Annotated in this window: 18 protein-coding genes and 1 pseudogene; 7 read left to right on the top strand and 12 right to left on the bottom strand. The window is 71.8% G+C overall.

The genetic code is table 11. The features are described from left to right. The first annotated feature begins 513 nt into the window (after nucleotides 1–513). Nucleotides 514–4893 carry a S8 family serine peptidase gene (locus Prubr_RS15275; RefSeq protein WP_212825995.1) on the top strand — a complete coding sequence of 1460 codons (4380 nt, stop codon included), beginning with the start codon at nucleotides 514–516 and terminating at the stop codon, nucleotides 4891–4893. Nucleotides 4894–5020: 127 nt separating this feature from the next. Here the strand turns inward: Prubr_RS15275 and Prubr_RS15270 are convergent, their stop codons facing one another. The 5 genes from Prubr_RS15270 to Prubr_RS15255 all read right to left on the bottom strand — a co-directional run bounded on the left by Prubr_RS15270 (nucleotide 5021) and on the right by Prubr_RS15255 (nucleotide 8504). Next, nucleotides 5021–5341 carry a DUF1416 domain-containing protein gene (locus Prubr_RS15270; RefSeq protein ID WP_212825993.1) on the bottom strand — a complete coding sequence of 107 codons (321 nt, stop codon included), beginning with the start codon at nucleotides 5339–5341 and terminating at the stop codon, nucleotides 5021–5023. Nucleotides 5342–5343: 2 nt separating this feature from the next. Beyond that, complete coding sequence (locus tag Prubr_RS15265) at nucleotides 5344–6192, bottom strand: sulfurtransferase (RefSeq protein ID WP_212825991.1); 849 nt, start codon at nucleotides 6190–6192, stop codon at nucleotides 5344–5346. 169 nt (nucleotides 6193–6361) lie between these two features. Then, entirely contained in the window at nucleotides 6362–6439 is a 78-nt protein-coding gene (locus Prubr_RS37975) for an Ms5788A family Cys-rich leader peptide (RefSeq protein WP_343221689.1), read from the bottom strand. A 65-nt stretch (nucleotides 6440–6504) separates the two neighbouring features. Further along, nucleotides 6505–7293 carry an LmeA family phospholipid-binding protein gene (locus tag Prubr_RS15260; RefSeq protein ID WP_246568710.1) on the bottom strand — a complete coding sequence of 263 codons (789 nt, stop codon included), beginning with the start codon at nucleotides 7291–7293 and terminating at the stop codon, nucleotides 6505–6507. Nucleotides 7294–7475: 182 nt separating this feature from the next. After that, nucleotides 7476–8504, bottom strand: a complete 1029-nt coding sequence (locus Prubr_RS15255) for a hypothetical protein (RefSeq protein WP_212825989.1) — start codon at nucleotides 8502–8504, stop codon at nucleotides 7476–7478. Nucleotides 8505–8779: 275 nt separating this feature from the next. On the opposite strand from Prubr_RS15255, the gene Prubr_RS15250 reads away from it, so the two are divergent. From Prubr_RS15250 to mshD, 3 genes are all read left to right on the top strand, one after another. Next, nucleotides 8780–9493 carry a winged helix-turn-helix transcriptional regulator gene (locus Prubr_RS15250; RefSeq protein WP_212825987.1) on the top strand — a complete coding sequence of 238 codons (714 nt, stop codon included), beginning with the start codon at nucleotides 8780–8782 and terminating at the stop codon, nucleotides 9491–9493. 205 nt (nucleotides 9494–9698) lie between these two features. Next, nucleotides 9699–10658 (top strand): polysaccharide deacetylase family protein, encoded by a 960-nt coding sequence (locus Prubr_RS15245; protein ID WP_246568708.1) that lies wholly within the window; start codon nucleotides 9699–9701, stop codon nucleotides 10656–10658. A 74-nt stretch (nucleotides 10659–10732) separates the two neighbouring features. Next, complete coding sequence (gene mshD, locus Prubr_RS15240; protein WP_212825985.1) at nucleotides 10733–11680, top strand: mycothiol synthase; 948 nt, start codon at nucleotides 10733–10735, stop codon at nucleotides 11678–11680. Here mshD and Prubr_RS15235 read toward each other — a convergent pair. Further along, the gene (locus Prubr_RS15235) at nucleotides 11677–12513 is read right to left on the bottom strand and encodes an NUDIX hydrolase (RefSeq protein WP_212825983.1); all 837 of its coding nucleotides are present in this window, start codon (nucleotides 12511–12513) and stop codon (nucleotides 11677–11679) included. The genes mshD and Prubr_RS15235 overlap by 4 nt on opposite strands. Before the next feature lie 111 nt (nucleotides 12514–12624). On the opposite strand from Prubr_RS15235, the gene Prubr_RS15230 reads away from it, so the two are divergent. Beyond that, complete coding sequence (locus Prubr_RS15230) at nucleotides 12625–13593, top strand: Gfo/Idh/MocA family protein (RefSeq protein ID WP_212825981.1); 969 nt, start codon at nucleotides 12625–12627, stop codon at nucleotides 13591–13593. 102 nt (nucleotides 13594–13695) lie between these two features. Here the strand turns inward: Prubr_RS15230 and Prubr_RS15225 are convergent, their stop codons facing one another. The 4 genes from Prubr_RS15225 to Prubr_RS15210 all read right to left on the bottom strand — a co-directional run bounded on the left by Prubr_RS15225 (nucleotide 13696) and on the right by Prubr_RS15210 (nucleotide 17020). After that, entirely contained in the window at nucleotides 13696–14703 is a 1008-nt protein-coding gene (locus Prubr_RS15225; protein ID WP_212825979.1) for an inorganic phosphate transporter, read from the bottom strand. A 3-nt stretch (nucleotides 14704–14706) separates the two neighbouring features. Next, a complete protein-coding gene (locus Prubr_RS15220; protein WP_212825977.1) occupies nucleotides 14707–15333 on the bottom strand; it encodes a DUF47 domain-containing protein in 627 nt (208 codons plus the stop codon). 157 nt (nucleotides 15334–15490) lie between these two features. Continuing rightward, a complete protein-coding gene (locus Prubr_RS15215; protein WP_212828059.1) occupies nucleotides 15491–16363 on the bottom strand; it encodes a PPK2 family polyphosphate kinase in 873 nt (290 codons plus the stop codon). Between the two features lie 153 nt (nucleotides 16364–16516). After that, nucleotides 16517–17020, bottom strand: a complete 504-nt coding sequence (locus Prubr_RS15210) for a DUF402 domain-containing protein (RefSeq protein ID WP_212825975.1) — start codon at nucleotides 17018–17020, stop codon at nucleotides 16517–16519. 237 nt (nucleotides 17021–17257) lie between these two features. On the opposite strand from Prubr_RS15210, the pseudogene Prubr_RS15205 reads away from it, so the two are divergent. Continuing rightward, a pseudogene (locus tag Prubr_RS15205) lies at nucleotides 17258–19260 on the top strand (ATP-dependent DNA helicase). A 40-nt stretch (nucleotides 19261–19300) separates the two neighbouring features. Here the strand turns inward: Prubr_RS15205 and Prubr_RS15200 are convergent. Beyond that, on the bottom strand, nucleotides 19301–20545 hold the full coding sequence (locus Prubr_RS15200) for an AI-2E family transporter (protein ID WP_425518052.1): 1245 nt from the start codon (nucleotides 20543–20545) through the stop codon (nucleotides 19301–19303). Between the two features lie 181 nt (nucleotides 20546–20726). On the opposite strand from Prubr_RS15200, the gene Prubr_RS15195 reads away from it, so the two are divergent. Further along, nucleotides 20727–21065, top strand: a complete 339-nt coding sequence (locus Prubr_RS15195) for a GroES family chaperonin (RefSeq protein ID WP_212825971.1) — start codon at nucleotides 20727–20729, stop codon at nucleotides 21063–21065. Nucleotides 21066–21074: 9 nt separating this feature from the next. Here the strand turns inward: Prubr_RS15195 and Prubr_RS15190 are convergent, their stop codons facing one another. Then, nucleotides 21075–22748, bottom strand: coding sequence for a PrsW family intramembrane metalloprotease (locus tag Prubr_RS15190; protein WP_212825969.1), 1674 nt, complete (start codon nucleotides 22746–22748; stop codon nucleotides 21075–21077). Between the last annotated feature and the right edge of the window lie 31 nt (nucleotides 22749–22779).

Raw genomic sequence — 22779 nt, 5'->3', positions numbered from 1 at the left:
GGGCGGGCGACAGGACCTCGCCGGTCAGGCCGACCGGGCGGTAGGTCACGACGGGTGGGATGCCGCCGGGCGGCGTGGGCGCGCTGGGCACCGGCACCGGGCCGACGGGCACCGCGGCGGCCGGCGCGGGCGCCGTGGGCGGCATGAACTGTGCCGGGAAGAGCAGGGCGCGCAACTCGGTCAGGTCGGCGCAGAGCACGACGGCGCCGCAGTCGTCGAGGCGTCGTACCACCCGTTCCCGGACCGTCGGATCCGCTGAGACGCATACGACCAGCGGAACGTCGCCATCGACCAACGCGGTCCTCCCAGAGTCCTCCCAGGTCTTCCGTGCACCATCAGCCAACGCCGTTCCATCGACGGAGTCAACAGTGTCTGTCGTCGATGTGCGACAACTTTCTGACCTTTGCCTGAATGGCGCCAGAATCTTGCCCGAGAACTGCCCCGCCCGGACCCATTGATCACTACCTCTACCCACCAGAGCATGACTTCAAACGGTTGCGGGAGAGGAACCCTATGTCACATCGCTTAAGACGCCGTTCGTTGGTCACCCGTTCGACGGCCGTGGCCGCCGCGATCCTGCTGGCCCTCACCGGGACGCCAGGGGTCGCGTCAGCCGCCCCGAAGGCCGAGGTCAGCGCCGAACTGGCCGCTGAACTGGCCCGGGAGGGCAGCGCCGAGTTCACCGTCTACCTGAAGGAACGCGCCCAGCTCGGCGGCGCCGCCCGGCTGTCCACCTCGGACGCCCGGGCCGTCGAAACCTACCGGCAGCTCACCGACACGGCGACCCGTACGCAGCGCGGTCTGCGCGCCGAACTCGACGAGCGCAAGGTGCCCTACCAGGCATTCTGGATCGCCAACGCGCTGCGGGTCACCGGCGACAAGGCGCTGGTCGACGCGATCGCCGCCCGCCCCGAGGTGGAGAGCATCGAGCCGGCGCGGACCTACGAACTGGTCGAGCCGGAGCGCAGCCCCGCGACCGCCGCCCGGTCGGGCACCGAGGCGGTCGAGTGGAACATCACCAACGTCGAGGCGCCCCGGGTCTGGAGCGAGTACGGCGTCCGCGGTGAGGGCGTCGTGATCGGCAGCATCGACAGCGGCGCCCAGTTCGACCACCCGGCGCTGGTCAACAGCTACCGGGGCAACCTGGGCAACGGCACGTTCGACCACAACTACAACTGGTTCGACCCGTCGAACATCTGCCCCGGCGACGTGCCGTGCGACAACAACGACCACGGCACCCACACCATGGGCACGATGACCGGCGACGACGGCGGCGACAACCAGATCGGCGTCGCGCCCGGCGCCAAGTGGATGACCGCGAAGGGCTGCGAGAGCCGTAGCTGCAGCGACGCCGCCCTGCTCGCGTCCGGCCAGTGGATGCTCGCGCCGACCGACCTCAACGGCCAGAACCCCCGCCCCGACCTGCACGCCGACATCATCAACAACTCCTGGGGCGGTGGCGGCGGCGACGAGTGGTACCTGCAGACCGTCGCCGCCTGGCGGGCGGTCGGCATGTTCCCGGTCTTCTCGGCCGGCAACTCCGGCCCGGGCTGCAACACCACCGGCTCGCCCGGCGACTACCCCATCTCGTACGCGGTCGGCGCGTACGACGTCAACAACAACATCGGCAGCCTGTCCAGCCGCGGTTCGTCCGCCGTGGACGGTGGCATCAAGCCGAACATCGCCGCGCCGGGCATCAACGTCCGGTCCGCGGTGGACGGCAACGGGTACGCCGCCTTCAACGGCACCTCGATGGCCGCTCCGCACGTCTCCGGCACGATCGCGCTGATCTGGTCGGCGGCCCCGAGCCTGATCGGCGACCTCGACGCCACCCAGGCGCTGCTCGACGACACCGCCATCGACGTCAACGCGACCACCTGTGGCGGCACCCCCCAGAACAACAACACCTTCGGCGAGGGCCGGCTGAACACGTACCAGGCGGTCACCGCGGCCCCGCGCGGCCCGGTGGGCCGGGTCAGCGGCACCGTCACCTCGGCCGGCGACCCGGTCGTCGGCGCGAACGTCGTCTCCGGCGCCCGCAGCACCGTCACCGGCCCCGACGGTCGGTACGCACTCAACCTGCCGGCCGGCGACCACGACGTGACCGTCTCCGCGTACGGCTACGGCAGCCAGACCGCCACCGTCACGGTGACCGAGGGCAGCGCGGTGACCCGCGACTTCACCCTCACCGCCGCACCGGTCGTCACGGTCAGCGGCAAGGTCACCGACGGTTCCGGGCACGGCTACCCGCTCTACGCGAAGATCGAGGTTGCCGGCCGCCCCGGTGGCCCCGTCTTCACCAACCCGGTGACCGGCCAGTACTCGTTCACCGTGGCCGGCGACACCGACTACCGGTTCACCACCACCGTGCAGTACCCCGGCTACCAGACGGTCGTCCGGGACGTGACGGTCGGCTCGGCGGCGCAGACCGTGGACTTCGCCGTCCAGGTCGACCCCGCCTGCACGGCGGCCGGCTACTCGGCCTCGTTCGGCGCGCCACTGACGAGCGAGAGCTTCGACGCCACCACCACCCCGGCCGGCTGGTCGGTGGTCAACCGCACCGCGAGCGGCGGCTGGGTCTTCAACGACCCGGGCCTGCGGGGCAACCTGACCGGTGGCACCGGCAACTTCGCCATCATCGACAGTGACCGGTTGGGCAGCGGCAACACCCAGGACACCGACCTGATCTCGCCGCCGATCGACCTGTCCGACGCCACCGGCCCGTACCTTCGCTTCAACAGCGACTTCCGGGCGGTCGGCAGCACCAACACCGCCGACGTCGACGTCTCGATCGACGGTGGGACCACCTGGGTCAACGTCTGGCACCAGACCACCAGCCGGCGTGGGCCGACCATCGAGGAGATCTCGCTGGCCCCGGCCGCGGGTGCGGAAGAGGCCCTCATCCGGTTCCGTTACAAGGGCACCTGGGCCTGGTGGTGGCAGGTCGACGACGTCCAGGTCGTCAACCGCACCTGCTCCCCCGAGCCGGGTGGCCTGGTCGTCGGCTTCGTCAACGACCCCAACACCACCTCCGCGGTCAACGGCGCGACCGTGACCAGCGTCAACGAGCCGCTCGACAAGGGGGTCTCGGCGGCGACGCCGGACGACCCGAACATCGGTGACGGCTTCTACTGGCTGTTCTCCAGCCTGACCGGGTCGCAGCCGTTCAGCGCCAGCCGGTCGCCGTACCAGCCGCATGACAGGAACGTCACCGTGGCCGCCAACGGCGTCGTACGGGCGGACTTCAATCTGCGCTCGGGCCGGCTCACGGTCAGCCCGACGTCGATCGAGTCGCACCAGCCGTACGGCAGCGCCCGCACCACCACCGTCACCGTCAAGAACACCGGTGGTGCCCCGGCGACGGTCGGCTTCATCGAGCGGACGGGCAACTTCGATCTGCTCGGCCGCCAGGGTGCGGTGCTCGCCGAGCACCAGATGAAGGGCATCAGCAAGGCCGCCACCGGCACCGCCTACCCGGCGGCGCCCGGGGTGACCGGGGCCGCTCCGGCGGTCGACGAGGCCTGGACCGGCATCGCGAACTACCCGGCGAGCGTCTTCGACAACGCCGCCGCGACGCTGGACGGCAAGGTCTACTCGGTCGGCGGTGGCAGCGGCACCGGCAACGAGCGGAAGGGCTGGGTCTACGACCCGGACACGAACGCCTGGGCGGCGCTGCCGGACATGCCCAACGCCCGCGCCAAGCCGTCGGCGGCGGCCGTCGGCGGCAAGCTGTACGTCATCGGCGGTTGGGGTCCGAGCGGCACGCCCGTCGCCTCGGTCGACGTCTTCGACCCGACGGCCGGTACGTGGAGCACGCTGTCCGGCGTGACCAACCCGGCGCCGCGGTCGGCGGCCGGCACCGCGGTCGTGGACGGCAAGGTCATCCTGGTGGGTGGCTGCGCCGACAGCGCCTGCACCGACTCCAACGACACGGTCGTCTTCGACCCGGCCGCGTCGGCGTTCAGCACCCGTGCCGACTACCCGCTCGCGGTCGCGTGGATGTCCTGCGGCGGCATCGGGGGCAAGGCCTACTGCGCCGGCGGTGCCGGGACGTCGGAGTACACGGACGCGTACTCCTACGACCCGGGCGCCGACCAGTGGAGCCCGCTGCCGGACATGCCGATCGACCTGTGGGGTGCGCAGGGCACCGCCGCCGGCGGTCTGCTGGTGCTGGCCGGTGGCGTCACCGCCGCGTCGACGACGGTCACCAACCGGACGATCGCCTACGACCCGGCGGCGGCGGAATGGCTCAACCTGCCGAACGCCCAGTTCGCCCGCTACCGGGGTGCCGCCGCGTGCGGCGCGTACAAGATCGGTGGTTCGCCGTCCTCCTTCGTCGGCTCGAACAACTCGGAGGCGCTCGGCGGGCTCGACCTGTGCGACGGCGCGGGTGACGTGTCGTGGCTGACGACCGACCCGACCGAGTTCACCCTGGCTCCGGGTGAGTCGAAGAAGGTGAAGGTCACCCTGACCGCCAGCGCGGCGGCCGGTGTCGAGCAGCCGGGCACCTACACGGCCGAGCTGGGCATCGTCTCGAACACCGCCTACCCGGTCCCGGCGATCGGCGTCGAGATGAACGTCTCGCCGCCGACCAACTGGGGCAAGGTGCAGGGCACCGTGATCGGGGTGACCTGTGCCGGGGTCGAGGTCGGCGTCGCGGCGACCGTCCGCCTCAACTCGCTCAACACGCCGGGCGTCGGCTACACGCTGACCTCGGGTGGCAACGGTACGTACGCGTACTGGGTGCAGCGTGGGCGCTACGAGGTGATCGTGGCCAAGGACGGCTGGATTCCACAGGCCGTACGGATCCAGGTGCAGCCCGGCTTCGTGACGACGAGCGACTTCACGCTCGCGCCGTCGAGCCCCTGCGCGCCCCGCCTCGGCGGGATCTGATCCGGTCCCCGGGGCCGGTCCGCCGGGTGGTGTGACGCCACCCGCGGGCCGGTCCCGGCCCGGATGACCTGGACATGACGAAGGGGGAGCCGGTGACCGGCTCCCCCTTCGGTCGTTCTACGCCGGGTCAGCCGACGCTGACGCCGACCTCGTTGACGCCCTGCGCGGCCGTGACCGTCGCGTCGCCGTTGCCGTGCCGGGACAGTGCCCGCAGCGTCCAGGTGCCGGGGGCGGCGAAGAACCGGAACTGGCCGGCCGGCGAGGTGACCACCTCGGCGGTGAACTCACCGGTCGAGTCGAGCAGCCGGACGTAGGCGCCGGCGACCGCCTCACCGTCGGCGGTCTTGACCACGCCGGTGATGACGGTTTCCCTGGTGAGATCGACAGATGCGGGCAATGGAGCCGCCTGGTCCGGCGCGGCGCAGCCGGTTGATGTGGGTGCGGTCATCGTCAGGCCTTCCCGGGCTCGTCGCCGAGGACGACCGGCACGCCGATGAGCGAGCCGTACTCCGTCCACGAACCGTCGTAGTTCTTCACGTTCTGGTGGCCGAGCAGCTCCTTGAGCACGAACCAGGTGTGCGAGGAGCGCTCGCCGATGCGGCAGTAGGCGATGGTGTCCTTGCCGTCCTCGAGGCCGGCCTCGGCGTAGAGGGCGCGCAGCTCGTCGTCGGACTTGAAGGTGCCGTCCTCGTTGGCCGCCTTGGACCACGGGACGTTGACCGCGGTCGGGATGTGACCGGCCCGCTGGGCCTGCTCCTGCGGCAGGTGCGCCGGGGCGAGCAGCCGGCCGGCGAACTCGTCGGGCGAGCGCACGTCGACCAGGTTCTGGGTGCCGATGGCGGCGACGACCTCGTCGCGGAACGCCCGGATCGACAGGTCGGGGTCCTGGGCGACGTACTGCGTGGCGGGGCGGCTCACCGCGTCCTTGACCAGCGGGCGGGCGTCGAGTTCCCACTTCTTGCGGCCGCCGTCGATGAGCTTGACGTCGCCGTGTCCGTACAGCTTGAAGTACCAGAACGCGTAGGCGGCGAACCAGTTGTTGTTGCCGCCGTAGAGCACGACGGTGTCGTCGTTGGCGACGCCCCGCTCGGAGAGCAGCGCCTCGAACTGCTCCTTGTTGACGAAGTCCCGGCGTACCGGGTCCTGCAGGTCGGTCTTCCAGTCGAGCTTGATCGCACCGGCGAGGTGGCCGCCGTCGTAGGCGGTGGTGTCCTCGTCGACCTCGACGAAGACGACACCCGGGGCGCCGAGGTTCTTCTCGGCCCAGTCGGCCGAAACGAGTGCGGTGTCGCGACTCATCAGATCACTCCTTGTGACGATGGAGGTGGTGAGCCAGCGCGTTGATGATCACGGGATCGTTCGGTCGCACCACGCGCGGGACCCAGTTAGGACGGATCACGGGTTTGTGCGACGGCGCCGCTGCCGAGCGTTCAGACCAGAAGGTACGCAGAGGAAGGCAGCCCCGCCGTCAGATGGCGGGGCGACACAGGCAGGTGGCCACGCGGCACAGGTCGACCGCGCGCCGTTTGGTGAGGAACGTCCCCATGACCAGGCAGCCTACCAGCCGCGTTACCACGGCCGGTAGGTCGACCAGCATGCGGGACCGCTGCGTCACACGGTCGAGTTGAGCGGCACGTTCTGCGCCGACGCGGTGATCGCCAGGCCCTCCGGCAGCGGACGCACCTCCTGCACGGCGAGTTCGAACGGCAACTCCGGCAACGGTACGTCGATCGAGATCTGCCGGGCGTACGCGTTGACCAGGGCCTGGGCCGCGGGCACGTTGGGCAGCCCCTCGGCGGTCAGATCCTCGAACCGGACCTGTACCTGTCCCTCGCTGACGGCCAGATTGGCCGTGCCGTGGACGGTGAACTGCTGGCCGAGGAACTCCAGCGGCGCGCTCACCGCCAGGTTGCCGCCCTCCTCGGTGAGCGTCACGCCCGGCCGCTGGATCATGGCGGCGACACTCGCGTACGAGATCGTGCCGGTGCCCTCGACGGTCCGGGCCAGTACGTCGCCCTGGCCGGAGCGCAGCGTCTCGATCGAGGCGGTGACGTCCCGTGCGTTGACGTCCAGTTCGGGCATGCTCACCGAGCGGCCCTGCACCGATCCCTCGACGTCGCGCAGCAGGATCGAGATCGACTCGTAGCGGCCGGCGACGACCTGGGTGAGGAACGGGAACCCGCCCACCGACACCTGTGGCTGCGACGCCTGGAGGTTCTGCCGGCTGATCTCGGTGCTCACCTGTTGGGCGATCGTCCGTTCGGCGAAGCCGACGGCGGCCCGGTCGGCGACGACGAGCAGGCCGGCCAGCACCAGGAGCAGGATCACCGCCACGATGAGCAGCCGACGGCCCCGACGGCGCCGCGGCCGGACCTCCTGCATCGGATAGCTGTCTGCCACGCCCGCCTCCTGTCTTCCACTGTGCGTCGGCCGCCCGGACCGCCGGGGTGCCGACGAATCCCGCGTGCCGGGGTGAATTCTGTACCCGGATCGCCGCTCCGGCACGCTCGCCGCCGCCCGGATGGCACTATCGCGCGAGTCGCGGGTGCCGCCCGGCCCGCCGCGGCGGTGGCCGGACCGGTTCAGAGATAGAGCACGGTCATGGCGTACGCGGCCGGGGCGGCCAACGCGAATCCGCCCAGCGGGCCCTGGAGGTGCCGGGCCAGCCACAGGGTCGGCGGCTCGCCGGCCATCTGCCGCCCCGCCTCGGCGTAGCCGGCCCCGAGGTCGGCCAGTACGGCGGCGCCGGCGGCGACCAGTCCGATCACCGCCCCACTCGCGGGCGTGAACGACACCAGGTAGCTGCCGAGGACCGCGCTGGCCAGGGTGCCGCACATCGCGCCGACGACGATGCCCGCCGCACCGCGCGGCACCTGGGGGGCGAGCCGCGGCCACAGGAACACCGCGTCCATCAGGCGGGCGACGAGGAGCGCCACGGCGGCCGCCGTGGCCGCGACGAAGATGGCCTGGGTGCCGGCCGGGACCCGGCCGAGCACCAGCAGGGTGCCCAGGGCGACCACCCCGAACGTGACGAGCAGGGTGGAACCGATCGAGTCGGTCATCCGCGCCCGGTCGGCCGACCGGACCAACTGCCCGAGGAGGGCCACGGCGGCACCGCCGACCCCGACGTAGAGCAGCGGCGACAGGCCCGCCTCCTGGCGGTCGACCGCGAACATGTCGGCGGCGGCGGCGACGGCGACCGCCACCCCGGCCACCCAGGGCAGCGCCGGCGGTCGGGTCGCCATGGTCCAGGCCAGGACGAAGAGCACCTGTACGCCGAAGACGACGACCGCGAACGGAATCCGGGCGGCGCCGGGGCCGGCGGTCTGCGCACCGAGGATCAGCCCGACCCCGACCAGTACGGCGAAGCCGGCGATCGCCGCGGACAGCCGACGGCGCAGCGGGACGACCTCGATCTCGTCCTCGAATTCGGCGTCGTCGTCGGGCTCGCGGCCGGCGGGTTCGGTTTCCCGGCCGCCGGGGCCCGGGTCGGGCGCCGGTCCGGCCGGATAGCCGCGTCGGCCCGGCCCGTGCGGCGGGCCGGCCGCGCCGGGGGGTGGGTCGTCGGACCAGGCGTCGCGACCGGCCTCGGGGGGCGTCGAGGGATACACCCTCCGATCCTTGCAGACGCCGGAAATGGCGGCCGGATCACGCGGATACCCCGAACGACACCTCATCCGTTATGGCCGATCACACAGATGATCGGACCGACACCAGCCGGCTTCCGGCCATGGATCGGTTAAGCTCGGCCCTTACCCGCCCCGTCAGCGACGCCGGGACCGGCAACTCCGCGGCAACGAGAGCTGACCGCCCAGGACGCGGCCCGCCAGCTCGACTGCCGCCGGTCACCGCGCGGCCGTACGGGCCGCGAGGACGGAGGTGAAGTGTGGAGATCCTGCTGCTGGTGACCGCGCGCGCCGGCGAACCATCCGCCGTGCTGCCCGCGCTCGACCTGCTCCCGCACGCGGTGCGCACCGCCCCACGGGACGTACGCACGCTGGTGTCCGCTCCCAGCCCGGACGCCGTCATGGTCGACGCCCGGTCCGAGCTGAGCGAGGCCCGGGCCACCTGCCGGATGCTGCACGCCACCGGTCTCGGGGTGCCGCTGATCGCGGTCGTCACCGAGGCCGGACTCATCGCGCTCACCGCCGACTGGGGTGTCGACGACGTCATCCTGGCCAGCGCCGGCCCGGCCGAGGTCGAGGCGCGGCTGCGGCTCGCGGTCGGCCGGCTCAGCAACGCCACCGCCGGCGCCGGCGGCTCGATCCGCGCCGGTGAGCTGAACATCGACCCCGACACCTACGCCGCCAAGCTCAAGGGCCGGCCGCTCGACCTCACCTACAAGGAGTTCGAGCTGCTGAAGTTCCTCGCCCAGCACCCCGGCCGGGTCTTCACCCGCGACCAGTTGCTGCGTGAGGTCTGGGGCTACGACTACTTCGGCGGCACCCGGACCGTCGACGTGCACGTACGGCGGCTGCGGGCGAAGCTCGGCTCCGAATACGAGTCGATGATCGGAACGGTCCGCCAGGTCGGGTACAAGTTCGTCGTCCCGCCGTCGCGGTCGCTGCCGGACTCGGAGCCCGCGCCACTGCCGGTCTGACCTTCGGGTCCCATCCACGAGCTCCCCATACCCCAGTTCACCGCCGCGCGGCGGCACAACGGACGAGCGCCACCCGGTCTGCCGGGTGGCGCTCGGCTTTGCGTGCACCCTCCGACTGCCATGCGGCTGATTTGCTTTAAACGCACTTTTAGCGCTCTAAGTCGTACTTACTCTGGTTGCCGGAATCGGTACGGAGGGGGCGGCTGTGGGACAGGTGAACGACGAGACGGCAGTGAACCGGCGGGGCGCCGTCCTGGCCCGGCTGCTGAAGGCGCGTACGGTCGTACCCGCCCTGCTGGCCGTGGCGGCGATCCTGACCGGCGCCTACTCCCTCGGGCTGGCCGTCGACCCGTACGTGACCCGACCGGCTCCGGCGGCCGGCAGTCCGAGCGCCACCGCGACCGGGGCACCGGCGAACAGACCCGTCGCCCGGGAACCGGGCCGTCGGAACTCCGAGCCGATGGCCCAGCCGGTCACCGGTCCCAACCGGCCGCCGTTGCCGGAGGACCGCAACGGACCGTTCGGCAGCCGGATGACCACCGGCATGTCGTACGTCGCGCTCACCTTCGACGACGGCCCCGACCCGAACTACACCCCGCAGACCCTGGCGCTGCTACGGCGATACGAGGTCAAGGCCACCTTCTGCCTGGTCGGCGAGAACGCGCGGCGGTACCCGCAACTGGTACGCGCCATCGCGGCCGACGGGCACACCCTGTGCAACCACTCGTGGAACCACGACTTCGGGCTCGGGGCCCGGGGCCGGAAGGTGATCGAGGACGACCTGCGCCGTACGAACGAGGCCATCCTGGCCGCCGTACCGGACGGCAAGATCTCCTACTTCCGCCATCCGGGCGGCAACTGGACGTCGGGCGCGGTCACGGTCGCCCGGGAGATGGGCATGACCTCCCTGCACTGGACGGTCGACCCGCAGGACTGGACCCTGCCGGGCGCGGGCAGCATCGCGGCGACGGTGAACGCGGGCGCCCATCCCGGCGCGATCGTGCTGCTGCACGACGCCGGCGGCAACCGGCAGGGCACCGTCAACGCCCTGCGGTCGATCCTGCCCAACGTGGGCCGCCGCTTCCCGCTCGACGCGCTGCCGGCCGGCATCGACCAGCCGCCCCGCTTCGGGATCGAACTGCCGCTGCACCCCGGTCAGGTCTGACCGGTCGGGTGGGCGGCGGCACACCGTGACCGGAACCCGGCGGCGACCCCGGGTCCGCCGGATACCGTGGCGGGGTGAGCACCGTCGCACCCGCCGAACGACCTCTCGTCCAGTCCGCCGAGCGGCTCGACCCGACCGGGATCGCCGAGGTGCTGGCGCTGGCCGCGACCGCCGACCGCACCGACGGCGCCGGCCCGCTGTCGGAACAGGTGCTGCTGCGGATCCGGCACGGGGCGGACACCCCCGCGGCACACCTGACGATCCGGGACGACACGGGTCGACTGGCCGGCTACGCGTACGTCGACGCGTCCGCCGTGACCGACGGCGCCGCGGCCGAACTCGTCGTACACCCGATGCACCGCCGACAGGGGCTGGGGCGCGCGCTGGTGCTCGCGGTGGTCGACGCGGCGGGGCCGGCGGGACCGCTGCGGGTGTGGGCGCACGGTGACCATCCGTCGGCCGCCGCGCTGGCACTGCGCCTGGGCTTCCGCCGCGACCGGGTGCTGCTCTCCCAACGTCGGTCGCTCGTCGAGCCGATTCCCGAGCCCCGGCTGGCCGCCGGCGTGACGCTTCGTGCCTTCCGGCCCGGCGTGGACGACGAGGCGTGGCTCGCGGTCAACAACCGGTCGTTCGCCCAGCATCCGGAGCAGGGCCGGTGGACGCTACCCGACCTGCGGGCCCGGATCGCCGAACCGTGGTTCGACCCGGCCGGCTTCCTGCTGGCGACCGACGGGCCGGCCGGCCGGATCCTCGGCTTCCACTGGACCAAGGTGCACGACGGCGGCGGGGACGGGCGACCGGCCGAGCCGATCGGCGAGGTGTACGTCCTCGGGGTCGACCCGGGCGCCCACGGCACCGGCCTGGGCAAGGCGCTGACCTTGGCCGGGCTGCGTCATCTGCGCGACCGCGGCCTGACCGACGCGATGCTGTACGTCGACGAGTCCAACACGTCGGCCGTGGCGCTCTACGAGCGGCTCGGCTTCGCCCGGTGGACCGTCGACGTCAACTACCGGCGGGGCTAGGACAGGACGAACCGGACCTCGCCGTCCGGCATGACCTCCAGGGTCGGGGTGATGGCCCGGCCCGCGTCGCGGTCGGCCGCCGCGGCCAGCACCGCCGGGATGTCCGGGCAGGCGGCCACCTCGCGCAGGGTCACCAGCGTCGGCGGCAGCATCGCGTACTCGCCCGCCTCGGCCCGGGCGGCCGCCTCGGCCGGCCGGATCCACATCGTGTGGTCGGCCTCCCCGGACACGTCCCGGGTGCGCTGCCGTTGCGGCAGCACGGCCACGAAGAAGTACGTGTCGAAGCGCCGGGGTTCGAACTCCGGCGTGACCCAGCGGCTCCACGGCGCCAGCAGGTCCGAACGCAGCGTCAGCCGGCGCTCGCGGAGCAGGTCGGCGAAGCCGAGTTCGCGGGCCACCAGCGCCCGGCGGGCCGCCTCCCAGTCGTCGCCGCTGACATCCCCGACGACGCTTCCGCCGTCGGGGCCGGCGAGCAGAACGCCGGACTCCTCGAACACCTCACGTACGGCCGCGCAGACCACCGCCTGGGCCGGCCCGTCGGCCAGCCCCAACCGGCGTCCCCACTCCTGCGGCCCCGGCCCGGCCCAGTCGAGGTGCACCTCGGAGTCGGTCGGGTCGACGCCGCCGCCCGGGAAGGCGTGCATGCCGCCGAAGGCCATCGCGGCGAGGCGGCGGATGACGTACGCCTCGTAGCCGCCGGATCCGGCCGGCCGCAGCAGCACGACGGTGGCCGCCACCCGAGGCGTCGCCGGCCGCTCCTCGGCACGGTAGAACCGGGTCGCGCGGGCGAGCAGTGCCTCCGGCACCGGGAACTGGGAGTCGGTCGATGTCACCCGGCCAGCCTATGCCGGCACCCTGGCGCCGGCCCGCCACGGGTTGCCGCCGGCCGCGTCGGAGACGATCTCCCTCTGCCGGGCCGGAACGGTCTCGACTAGCGTGCGGGCATGACTCGATGGGGCATCCTCGCCACCGGCAACATCGCCGGCACGTTCGTCGAAGACCTTGGTTCGCTGCCGGACGCCGAGGTGGTGGCGGTCGGTTCCCGGTCGTTGCCGAGCGCGCGGGCGTTCGCCGACCGGTACGGGATCCCCCGCGCGTACGGCACCTGGCAGGAGTTGGCCGCCGACGCCGACCTCGACGTGGTGTATGTCGCCACCCCGCACTCCGCCCACCACCTGGCCACCATGACGTGCCTGGACGCCGGCCGGGCGGTGCTGTGCGAGAAGCCGTTCACCCTCGACCTGGCCACCACCACGGAGCTGATCGAGGTGGCGCGGGCCCGCGACCTGTTCCTGATGGAAGCGATGTGGATGCGCTGCAATCCGACGATCCTGCGGGTGCTGGAGCTGATCGCCGACGGGGCGATCGGCGAGGTGACGACGGTGCGGGCCGACTTCGGGTTGGCCGGGCCGTTCCCGCCCGAGCACCGGCTGCGGGCCCGGGAACTCGGCGGGGGCGCCCTGCTCGATCTCGGCGTCTATCCGGTGAGCCTGGCCTACCTGCTGCTCGGCCGGCCGGACGAGGTACGCGCCTGGGCCAAGATCGGGCCGGAGGGCGTCGACGAGAACACCGGCATCGTGCTCGGTTACGGGTCGGGTGCGGTGGCGACGCTGACCTGCGGGCTGGTGGGCGGTACGCCGACCACCGCCGCCATCACCGGGACCCGCGGGCGGATCGAACTGCCCGCTCCGTTCTTCCGGCCGGGCGGCTTCACGCTGCTGCGGACGGGAGCCGAGGCGGAGACGGTGGTGGCCGAGGAGACCGGTGGCGGCTACCAGTACGAGGCGGCCGAGGTGCAACGGTGCCTGCGGGCGGGGTTGCGGGAGAGCCCGCTGGTGCCACACGCCGCGACCCTGGACGTCATGTCCCTGCTGGACACGATCCGCACCCAGATCGGGGTCACCTACACCTGACCCGCCCGTCACTTCCCAACGCTTCCCGCGATCTTGCAGTTGTCTCCCCCTTATGTCGTTTTTGGGAGGCGACAAGTGCAAGATCGCGGGAGAGCGGAGGGGTCAGGTTGCGAAGAGGGGGCGGACGATCAGGTAGAACAGGGCGGCGATGGAGCCGGCGGCCGGGAAGGTGAGGATCCAGGCGCCGACGATGTTGCCGGCCACCCCCCACCGGACCGCCGACAGCCGCTTGGTCGCGCCGACGCCCATGATCGCCGAGGTGATCGTGTGCGTGGTGGAGATCGGCGCGCCGAGCACCAGGGCGTTGAAGTAGAGCACACCGCTGGCGACGGTCTCGGCGGCGAAGCCCTCCGGCGGGCGCAGGTCGATGATCTTGCGACCGAGGGTACGGATGATCCGCCAGCCGCCGGCGTACGTACCCAGCGCCAGCACGGTCGCCGAGGTCCAGAACGCCCACTCGGGAATGGTTTCCGCGTCGCTCTGGTAACCGCCGACGTACAGGGCGAGCACGATGATGCCGATCGTCTTGGCCGCGTCCTGCATGCCGTGGCCGACCGACATCGCCGCGGCCGAGGCCGTCTGCGCCCACCGGAAACCGCGGTTCAGCTTGCCCGGGTGCCCGTTGCGGAAGATCCACAGGACCAGCAGCATCACCAGGTAGCCGAGCACGAAGCCGACCACCGGCGACAGGATCATCGGCACCACGACGTCGGAGAGGATGCCGCCCCAGAGCACCTCGCCGGCGGCGACCAGGGTCGCACCGACGACCCCGCCGATGAGCGCGTGCGACGACGACGAGGGCAGGCCGAAGTACCAGGTGATGAGGTTCCAGGTGATCGCGCCGAGGACCCCGGCGAAGACGATGGCCAGGCTCGCCCGGCCGGTGGGCAGGTTGACCAGCCCGCTACCGACGGTCTTGGCCACCTCGGCGCCGAAGTGGGCGCCGATGAAGTTGCCGATGGCCGCCATGCCCAGCGCGACGCCGGGGGTCAGCGCCCGCGTCGAGATGCTGGTGGCGATGGCGTTGGCCGCGTCGTGGAAGCCGTTGGTGTAGTCGAAGACCAGCGCGACCAGGATGACGGCCAGAACTGCGATGAGCTCGGGGGACAAGGCCTACGACTCCTTGACCGTGATTGTCTCGACGGTGTTCGCCACATGCTCGAAGGCGTCGCAGGCAGCCTCCAGTTCGTCGGCGACCTCCTTCATCTTGAGCACGGTCAGCGCGTCGTACTCGCCGGAGAAGAGCCGGACGAGCAGCATCCGGTAGGCGCGGTCGCCCTCGTTCTCCAGCCGGTTGCACTCGATCCAGTAGTCCTCGAGGTCTTTCATCGACTTCAGCCGGGGCATCGCCTCGGCGGTCAGCTTGGCCTGCTGGTCCAGTACGTCGACCAGCTCGTGCATCTCCCGGGGCAGCGACGGCAGTTTGGTGAGGCCGTAGAGGTAGAGCAGGTTGCCGACCGCCTCGAGGTGGTCCATCACGTCGTCGAGCTGCGAGCCGAGCTGGTAGATGTCCTCGCGGTCGAACGGGGTGATGAACGCGGAGTTGATCTTCTTGTAGAGCTGGTGGGTGATCTGGTCGCTGTCGTGCTCGACCTCGGTCAGCCGCTCGCTGACCGACTGGACGTCGACGTCCGGCAGGGCCAGCTCGTTGAGTAGTTCGGTGCCCCGTACCAGGTTCTCCGCCGCCCTGGTGAAGAGCTCGTAGAAGGCGCCCTCGGTGGGGCGGAAGGAAAACTTCACAGCGCGGACCTCGTTGCTCCTGATGGACGGATGCCAGCCTCGGGGACCTGTTCCCCGAGATCCTCGGGGAATGCTAGGGAACGCTGAATCCGTGCTGCTGAGCGCCTACCCCTGGTCATGCGCCATTAGTGCCCAGTTCACCCTCCGTTTACCTTCATCAGAGTGACGGGATGACCTGCTCTTCCAGCCGGCGCCGCTCAAGCTCGACGTCGAAGGTCGCCGACGGGTAGGACAACCGCAGGTCGGCGAAGGTCTCGCGGAGCAGGTTCGCCACCGCCCAGTCGCGGTACCACTTGCGGTCGGCCGGTACGACGTACCACGGCGCCCGGTCGGTGCCGCAGTACGCCAGCGCCTCGGCGTACGCGGCCTGGTAGTCGGCCCACTGCCGGCGGGCGTCGACATCGCTCGAGTGGTACTTCCAGTGCTTGTGTGGATCGGTCAGCCGCTCCATCAACCGTTCCCGCTGTTCCTCCGGTGAGATATGCAACATCACCTTGACCAGCGTGAAGCCGCTGTCGACGAGTTCCGCCTCGAACTCGTTGATCTGGTCGTAGCGGGCCCGCCAGACGCTCTCCGGCACCAGTTCGTCGACGCGCGCGATCAGCACGTCCTCGTAGTGGGACCGGTTGAACACCCCGAGGTAGCCCGGCGCCGGCAGCGCACGCCGGATCCGCCAGAGGAAGTCGTGCGACAGTTCCTCCGCGGTCGGCGCGCCGAACGACCGGATGTGCAGGCCGAGCGGGTTCATCGCGCCCGCGACCCGCTTGATCGTGCCGTCCTTGCCGCCGCAGTCCATCGCCTGCAACACCAGCAGGATCCGACGGTCGAAGTCCGGCTCGGTCTTCGCCAGCGCGGCCAGCTTCTCCTGCTCCTCGGCCAGTTCCCGGCCGATCTGCGCGACCTGGGCCCGCCCCCACGCCTTGGGCACCGGCCCGACCACGTCGCCGGTCGGCAACCCCGGTGTCGACCTCGGCCGGATCGCGGCGAGATTCACCGGCCCGTCCCCGCCGACCCGCAACAGATCCCGCATCTCGCTCACGTCGCCACCTCACTCGCATCGCACACCGGGCCGCCGACCGGCCCACCAGCGATCATGCCGAGCGGGGGCCAGCGAAGGACAGCCGGCTCGCCCGGCGGCGGCCCGCCGGATGCGCGAGGTGGCGACATCCGGCGGTGGGGCTGTTCAGACCACCAGGGCCAGCCACTTGCGGTACGCGGTGGCGAACGGCTCGGTGCCGTCGCCCAGCGCGAGGAAGAGCCACGCCGCCGCGGCCCGGGCCTCGGTGATCAGGTCCTCCGGGTAGCCGAACCGGGCTCCGTGATCGGCGAACTCGTCTTCGTCACGCAGCTCCACCACGCCCGTCGCCCGCCGCCGCACCACGTCGAGATCGAGGTCGATGAGGTGAACGGTGTCGCCCTCCCAGCGGGCCGGCGTGGCGATGTCACAGTAGACCTCGCTGGTGCGCGGCTCCGGATTGAACATGCCGGTCCACCAGGCGGCGTGCGGGACCAGCAGGACGAACGGAATCTGCTCCACCGACGGCCGGCCATGATAGACGGACGGGGTGCCGGCGGTGACGCCGAGCCAGGTGCCCATATCGTCCTCGGCAAGGCGCCGGGCGGGGTAGTCACGATGGGCGGAACCGTCGTATTTGCGATAAACGACCCGCACAACATCGCTCGGCATGACCGCACCCTAACCGATAGGTCACAACGGATGCCGGCCCGCGAACACTTCTCACATTGTCAGGATCTGAACAGCGGGTGCGCCGGCACGGCGTGACGCCGCCCGGATCAGCGTGGCCGTGTCGGCCGCTACGGGTACGGTCGCACGGTGACCGCCGCGCCCACCTCCGCAGCCAGACCAGCCACCGCCGGCTCGCCCGGCAGCCGACGCCGACGCGGAAGGGCGAGCACCGACGACCTGCTCGCCGCGGCCGTCGGCGCGGTACCCGGCGGCGCGGCCCGCCCCGGTCAGCAACAGATGGCGACCGCCATCGACAACGCGATCGGGTCCCGCGAGCACCTGCTGGTGCAGGCCGGTACCGGCACCGGGAAGTCGCTGGCCTATCTCGCGCCGGCGCTCACCGTGGACGGGCCGGTCGTGGTGTCCACCGCCACCCTCGCCCTGCAGGCCCAACTCGTCGAGCACGACCTGCCCCGGCTCGCCGACGCCGTCGAGCCGGTACTCGGCCGGCGGCCGACGTACGCCGTGCTCAAGGGCCGGCACCACTACGTCTGCATGGCGAAGCTCGACCACTCCACAGAGGACGAGCCGCGGGACACGCTTTTCGACTCCCCGAGTTCCGGCGGCAACAGCACCGGCTGGCTCGGCGAGGCCGGCCGGCTGGGCAAGCAGATCCAACGGATCCGCGACTGGGCGTTGGCTAGCGAGACCGGCGACCGCGACGAGCTGGACCCCGGGGTCGACGACACCGCCTGGCGGCAGGTCTCCATGCCGGCCCGCGAGTGCGTCGGCGCGACCCGCTGCCCGTACGGCGACGAGTGCTTCGCCGAGGCATCCCGGGTCCGGGCCCGCGAGGCCGACATCGTGGTGACCAACCACAGCCTGCTCGCCGTCGACATGCTCGCCGGCCGGCACATCGTGCCGCCGCACAAGCTTCTGGTCATCGACGAGGCGCACGAACTCGCCGACCGGGTGTCGTCCGCCGCCCAGGCCGAACTCACCGTCGAGGCGGTCGAGCGGGCCGCCCGGCAGTCCCGCCCGCTGTTGACCCCGGAGATCGCCGAGACACTGGTCGAGGCGGGTGACGCGCTCGCCGTCGGGCTCGCCGAGGTGCCGGCCGGCCGGCTGACCGCCGGGCTGCCGTCCCCGCTGCGCGAGGCGTGCACCCTGCTCGACTCGGCGACCCGGTCCGCCCTCGACCGGATCGGCGACGTCAAGGCCGACGACCCGGACCCCGTACGCAAGCAGCAGTCCAAGGCGGTCCTCGACGAGCTGTCCAAGACCGTCCAACGCCTGCTGGAGGAGGCCGACCACGACGTGGCCTGGGTGGAGAAGCCCGAGGGCGCCCAGGCGGGCCGACGGGCGCTGGTCGTCGCGCCGCTGTCGGTGGCCGGCACCCTGGCCGTCAACCTCTACGACGAGCGCACGGTCGTGGCGACCTCGGCCACGCTCACCCTCGGCGGCCGGTTCGACACGGTCGCCCGGGCGCTCGGGCTGGCCCCGGGTGCCGCCGTCGACCAGCCCGAGGGCAGCCGGCCCGCCCCGACCGACGAGGCCGACCGGGACTCCCCGCCGTGGCGGTCGCTCGACGTCGACTCCCCTTCGACTACCCCCGGCAGGGCATCCTCTACGTCGCCGCGCACCTGCCCCGGCCGGCCGCCTCCGGTCTGCCCGAGGCGGCCGGCGAGGAGTTGCTCCGGCTCGTCGGGGCGCTCGGCGGACGTACCCTCGGGCTCTTCTCGTCGCGACGGGCGGCCACCCAGGCCGCGGAGTTGCTGCGGGCCCGCACCGACCTGTCCGTGCTGCTCCAGGGCGAGGAGGCGCTGCCGTTGCTGGTCCGCCGGTTCCGCGAGGACAAGGCGAGCTGCCTGTTCGGCGTGATGTCGCTGTGGCAGGGCGTGGACGTGCCGGGCGATTCCTGCCAACTGGTGGTGATCGACCGGTTGCCGTTCCCCCGTCCGGACGAGCCGCTGGCGGCGGCGCGGGCGGCGGCGGTCGACGCGGCCGGCGGCTCCGGCTTCTCCTCGGTGAGCGTGCCGATCGCCGCGATCCGGCTCGCCCAGGGCGTCGGCCGGCTGATCAGGTCGACGGGCGACAAGGGCGTCGTGGCGGTGCTGGACTCCCGGCTGGAGACCGCCCGCGGTTACGGGGCGTTCCTGCGTCGTTCACTGCCGCCGTTCTGGTACACGACCCGTCCGGACATCGCGCAGGGGGCGCTGGAACGCCTGTCCCGCTCCTGAGCGCACCGGCCGGGCGGCACGGCGCCGCCCGGGACCGGGGTCAGGGTGTCTTCGACGCGACCACGACGGCGTCCGGCGGCACCTCCGGTGTCCGCCGGCCCGCCAGCCGGCGTACGGCGGTGTTGAGCACCGCGATCAGCGGCACGGCCACCAGCATGCCGACGATGCCGGCGAGGACGCTCCCCGCCGCGATGGCGATGATCACCGCGAGCGGGTGGATCGCCACCGCCCGTCCCATGATCAGCGGCTGGAGGATGTGCCCCTCGACCTGCTGCACGCCGACCACCGCACCCAGGATGATCAGGGCGGTGACCCAGCCGCTGTCGACCAGCGCCACCAGCACGGCGACCGCGCCGGACAGGGTGGCGCCGACGATCGGGATGAACGCGCCGAGGAACACCAGCGCGGCCAGCGGCAGGGCGAACGGCACCTCGAAGATGACCAGGAAGATGCCGATGCCGACCGCGTCGATGAAGGCGACGAGCACGGTGGCGCGGACGTACGACACGAGCGTGTTCCAGGACGCCTGCCCCGCGTCGTCGACCCGCCACCGGGCGGCCACCGGCAGCAGCCGGACCAGGAACCGCCAGATCCGGCGGCCGTCACGCAGGAAGAAGAACATCGCGAAGAGCACCAGCACCGCACCGGTGAGCACCTCGAAGAGGGTGGTCGCGGTGGAGAGGGCGCCGCTGGTGAGCGCCTGGGTGTTCTCGTCGATCCAGCGCTGCCCCTGCTCGATGTAGCGGTCGAACTGGTTGTCCGACATGTGCAGAGGGCCGGTCTTCAGCCAGTCCTGGATCTGTTGTACGCCTTTGGTCGCGTTGCGACTCAGCTCCGGCACCCCGGCCACGAACTCGTTGACGACCAGGGTCAGCGTGCCGACCACCCCGGCCAGCCCGCCGACCAGCACCAGGCCGGTGGCCAGCGAGCGGGGGAACCGGGCCCGCAGCAGCCAGCCGACGGCAGGGGCGAGCAGCGCCGACAGCAGCAGTGCGATGAGCAGCGGGATGATGACGATCCGGACGGTGCCGATGAGCTTGAGCATCGCCCAGCCGACCGCGCCGATGACGATCAGCCGCCACGACCAGGCGGCGGCGATCCGCAGGCCGTGCGGCACGTCGGCGTCGTCACGGCTCGATGTGGACTGATGCACCTCGGTCGGTGGCTCGAACCCGCCGTTCGGCTCCGGCTCGGCGGGAGCGGGCGGCGGTTCGGGTTGGGACCTCGTGGTGCGTCGACGCGCGCGCACCACCGATGCCTCGCCCTTCTCGTAGGCGCGGCGGATCTTCGCCCGTACCTGCTCGAAGCGGTTCAAGAGCCCCTCCTCACGCCGCTCGGCCACCCCACGTTAGCGGGTGTTCGCATCCGGTCGTGGTCACCGCGGCCCGCGCCCGGCGTATGTTGCCCCCGGGCGGGGTGTCTCAACCGCCGCCGGGCACCGTTGCGGGGCGGGGTACGGTTCCGTCGTGAGCGCCGAATCCAACTACGACTCTGGCCTGCCGATCCGCCTCCTGCACGACCGTGTGCTGGTGCAGCTCGAAGGCAGCGACGGCGAACGGCGGTCCACCGCCGGCATCGTCATCCCGGCGACCGCCTCCATGGGCAAACGACTGTCCTGGGCCAAGGCGGTCGGCGTCGGCCCGCACGTACGGTCCATCGTCACCGGCGACCGGGTGCTCTTCGACCCCGAGGACCGCGCGGAGGTTGAACTGCACGGCCGGGCCTACATCCTGCTGCGGGAGCGTGACCTGCACGCGGTCGCGGCCGAGCGGGTCGACACCAACTCGACCGGCCTCTATCTCTGACGGAGACGGTCAGCGCCAGCCGGGTGGCGGGTAGCCGCCCGGTGGCGGACCGTACGGCGGCCGGTAGCCGCCGGGTGGGCCGTAGCCGCCCGGCGGGCCGTACGCGCCGGGGTGGACCGGAACGGGCGGCGGGGGCGGCGGCGCGAGCACCACCGGAATCGGCACCACCGGCTGGTCGGGCGCGTCGACGACGCGCCGCACCCCGTCCGGGAACGCGATGTGGTAGCGCTCACCGTCCCACCGCGCGTCGGGCGCCTGCGGATCGCGGCCGGTGAAGACCTGCCGGTAGCCGGCGATCGCCGCCAGCAGTTCCGCCTCCTCCCGCATCGCGCCGGCCCGGTCGGCGGGCTTGTCGTCGAGGCCGCGCAGCATGCCGTCGCGCAGCAGGGCCAGCCTGGTCGCGGAGAACTGGTAGCCGCGCATCGCCTTGAGTCCGGCGTCGCCGGCCACCCGGCGGGCCCAGCGGCGGGCCGAGTGCCGACGGCCGAGACTGCCCAGTGACGCGACCTCGGGCGGCGAGAGCCAGCCGGCCCGTACGTAGTCCGGCAGGGTCCGTTCGGTGAGCCGGCCCTCCCAGCCGCGCAGCCACACCGCCAGCCCGACCATGCCGAAGAAGATCGGCACCATCAGGCCGATGTAGCCGTAGAGCAGGATCAGGTTCTGCCCGGTGGCGACGGCGAGCGACGGCATCAGGTTCCAGGCGCCGTGCAGCATCATGGCCAGCAACACACCGGCGAACGGAGCGAGCACCCGGATCCGTCGGTCACTGGAGCGGGCGGCGATACCGAGGCCGACGCCGGCCATCGCGGTGAACAGCGGGTGGGCGAAGGCGGTGAGCAGCACCCGGACGATGAAGATGGCGAAGAGCATCTGCGCGCCGGTGGCCCGACCGTACTGCTCGGCGCCGCTGGCATAGCCGTGGCCGCCCAGGTAGAGGATGTTCTCCACCATCGCGAAGCCGATCGCCGACATTCCACAATAGACAATGCCGTCGGTGATGCCGGACCACTCCCGGCGCCGGATGACCAGCAGCAGGATCGGGCCGAGCGTCTTGGTCAGTTCCTCGATGAACGGGGCGACGAACACCGCGGTCAGCGAATCGGGCAGGTCGTTGCGCGCGAACACCCCCGCCGCCCAGGTGTTGACGTTCAACGACGCGTACGTCGACACCGCCGCACCCCAGGCGAAGCAGAACACCAGGTATTTCATCGGCTCGGGCTCGTAGCGGTCGAGCCAGAGGAAACACACCACCAGAACCGGCACCGGCAGGATCGCCGCCACCAGACCGATGACCAACGCCTCGACGCCCAGGTTCTGCCCGAGCGTCAGCAGCATCGCGATGGCACAGCCCGCGATCACCACGATGGTGGCCGCCATGATCAGGCCGCGCCGCCAGCCGACCCGCCAGCGGGACGCCTTGCCACCCGTCGGGACCGGCGCCGGACCCGACGGCCACCCCGCCTCCGGCCCGGCCGGAACAGCCGGCCCCGCCGGAACACCCGGCCCGGCGGGGACTCCGGGCCAGGTCGGCACTCCCGGACCGGCGCCGGCCGGCGCCGACGGTACGGCGTACCCGGGCGGCTCCCGGTCCACCGGTGGCGCGGCGGGTTGTCCACCGCCCGGCACCGGGCCGGGCGGTACGGGCGACGCGGGGGGTTGCCCGCCGGGCGGAAGTTCGGCCATGCCCGCCAGCGTATCGAGTTGCAGACCACTC

The organism is Polymorphospora rubra (assembly GCF_018324255.1).
GTDB classification, from domain to species: Bacteria; Actinomycetota; Actinomycetes; order Mycobacteriales; family Micromonosporaceae; genus Polymorphospora; species Polymorphospora rubra.
Note: the sequence above shows the minus strand (reverse complement) of the source record. Positions and strands in the feature narration are given on the sequence as shown.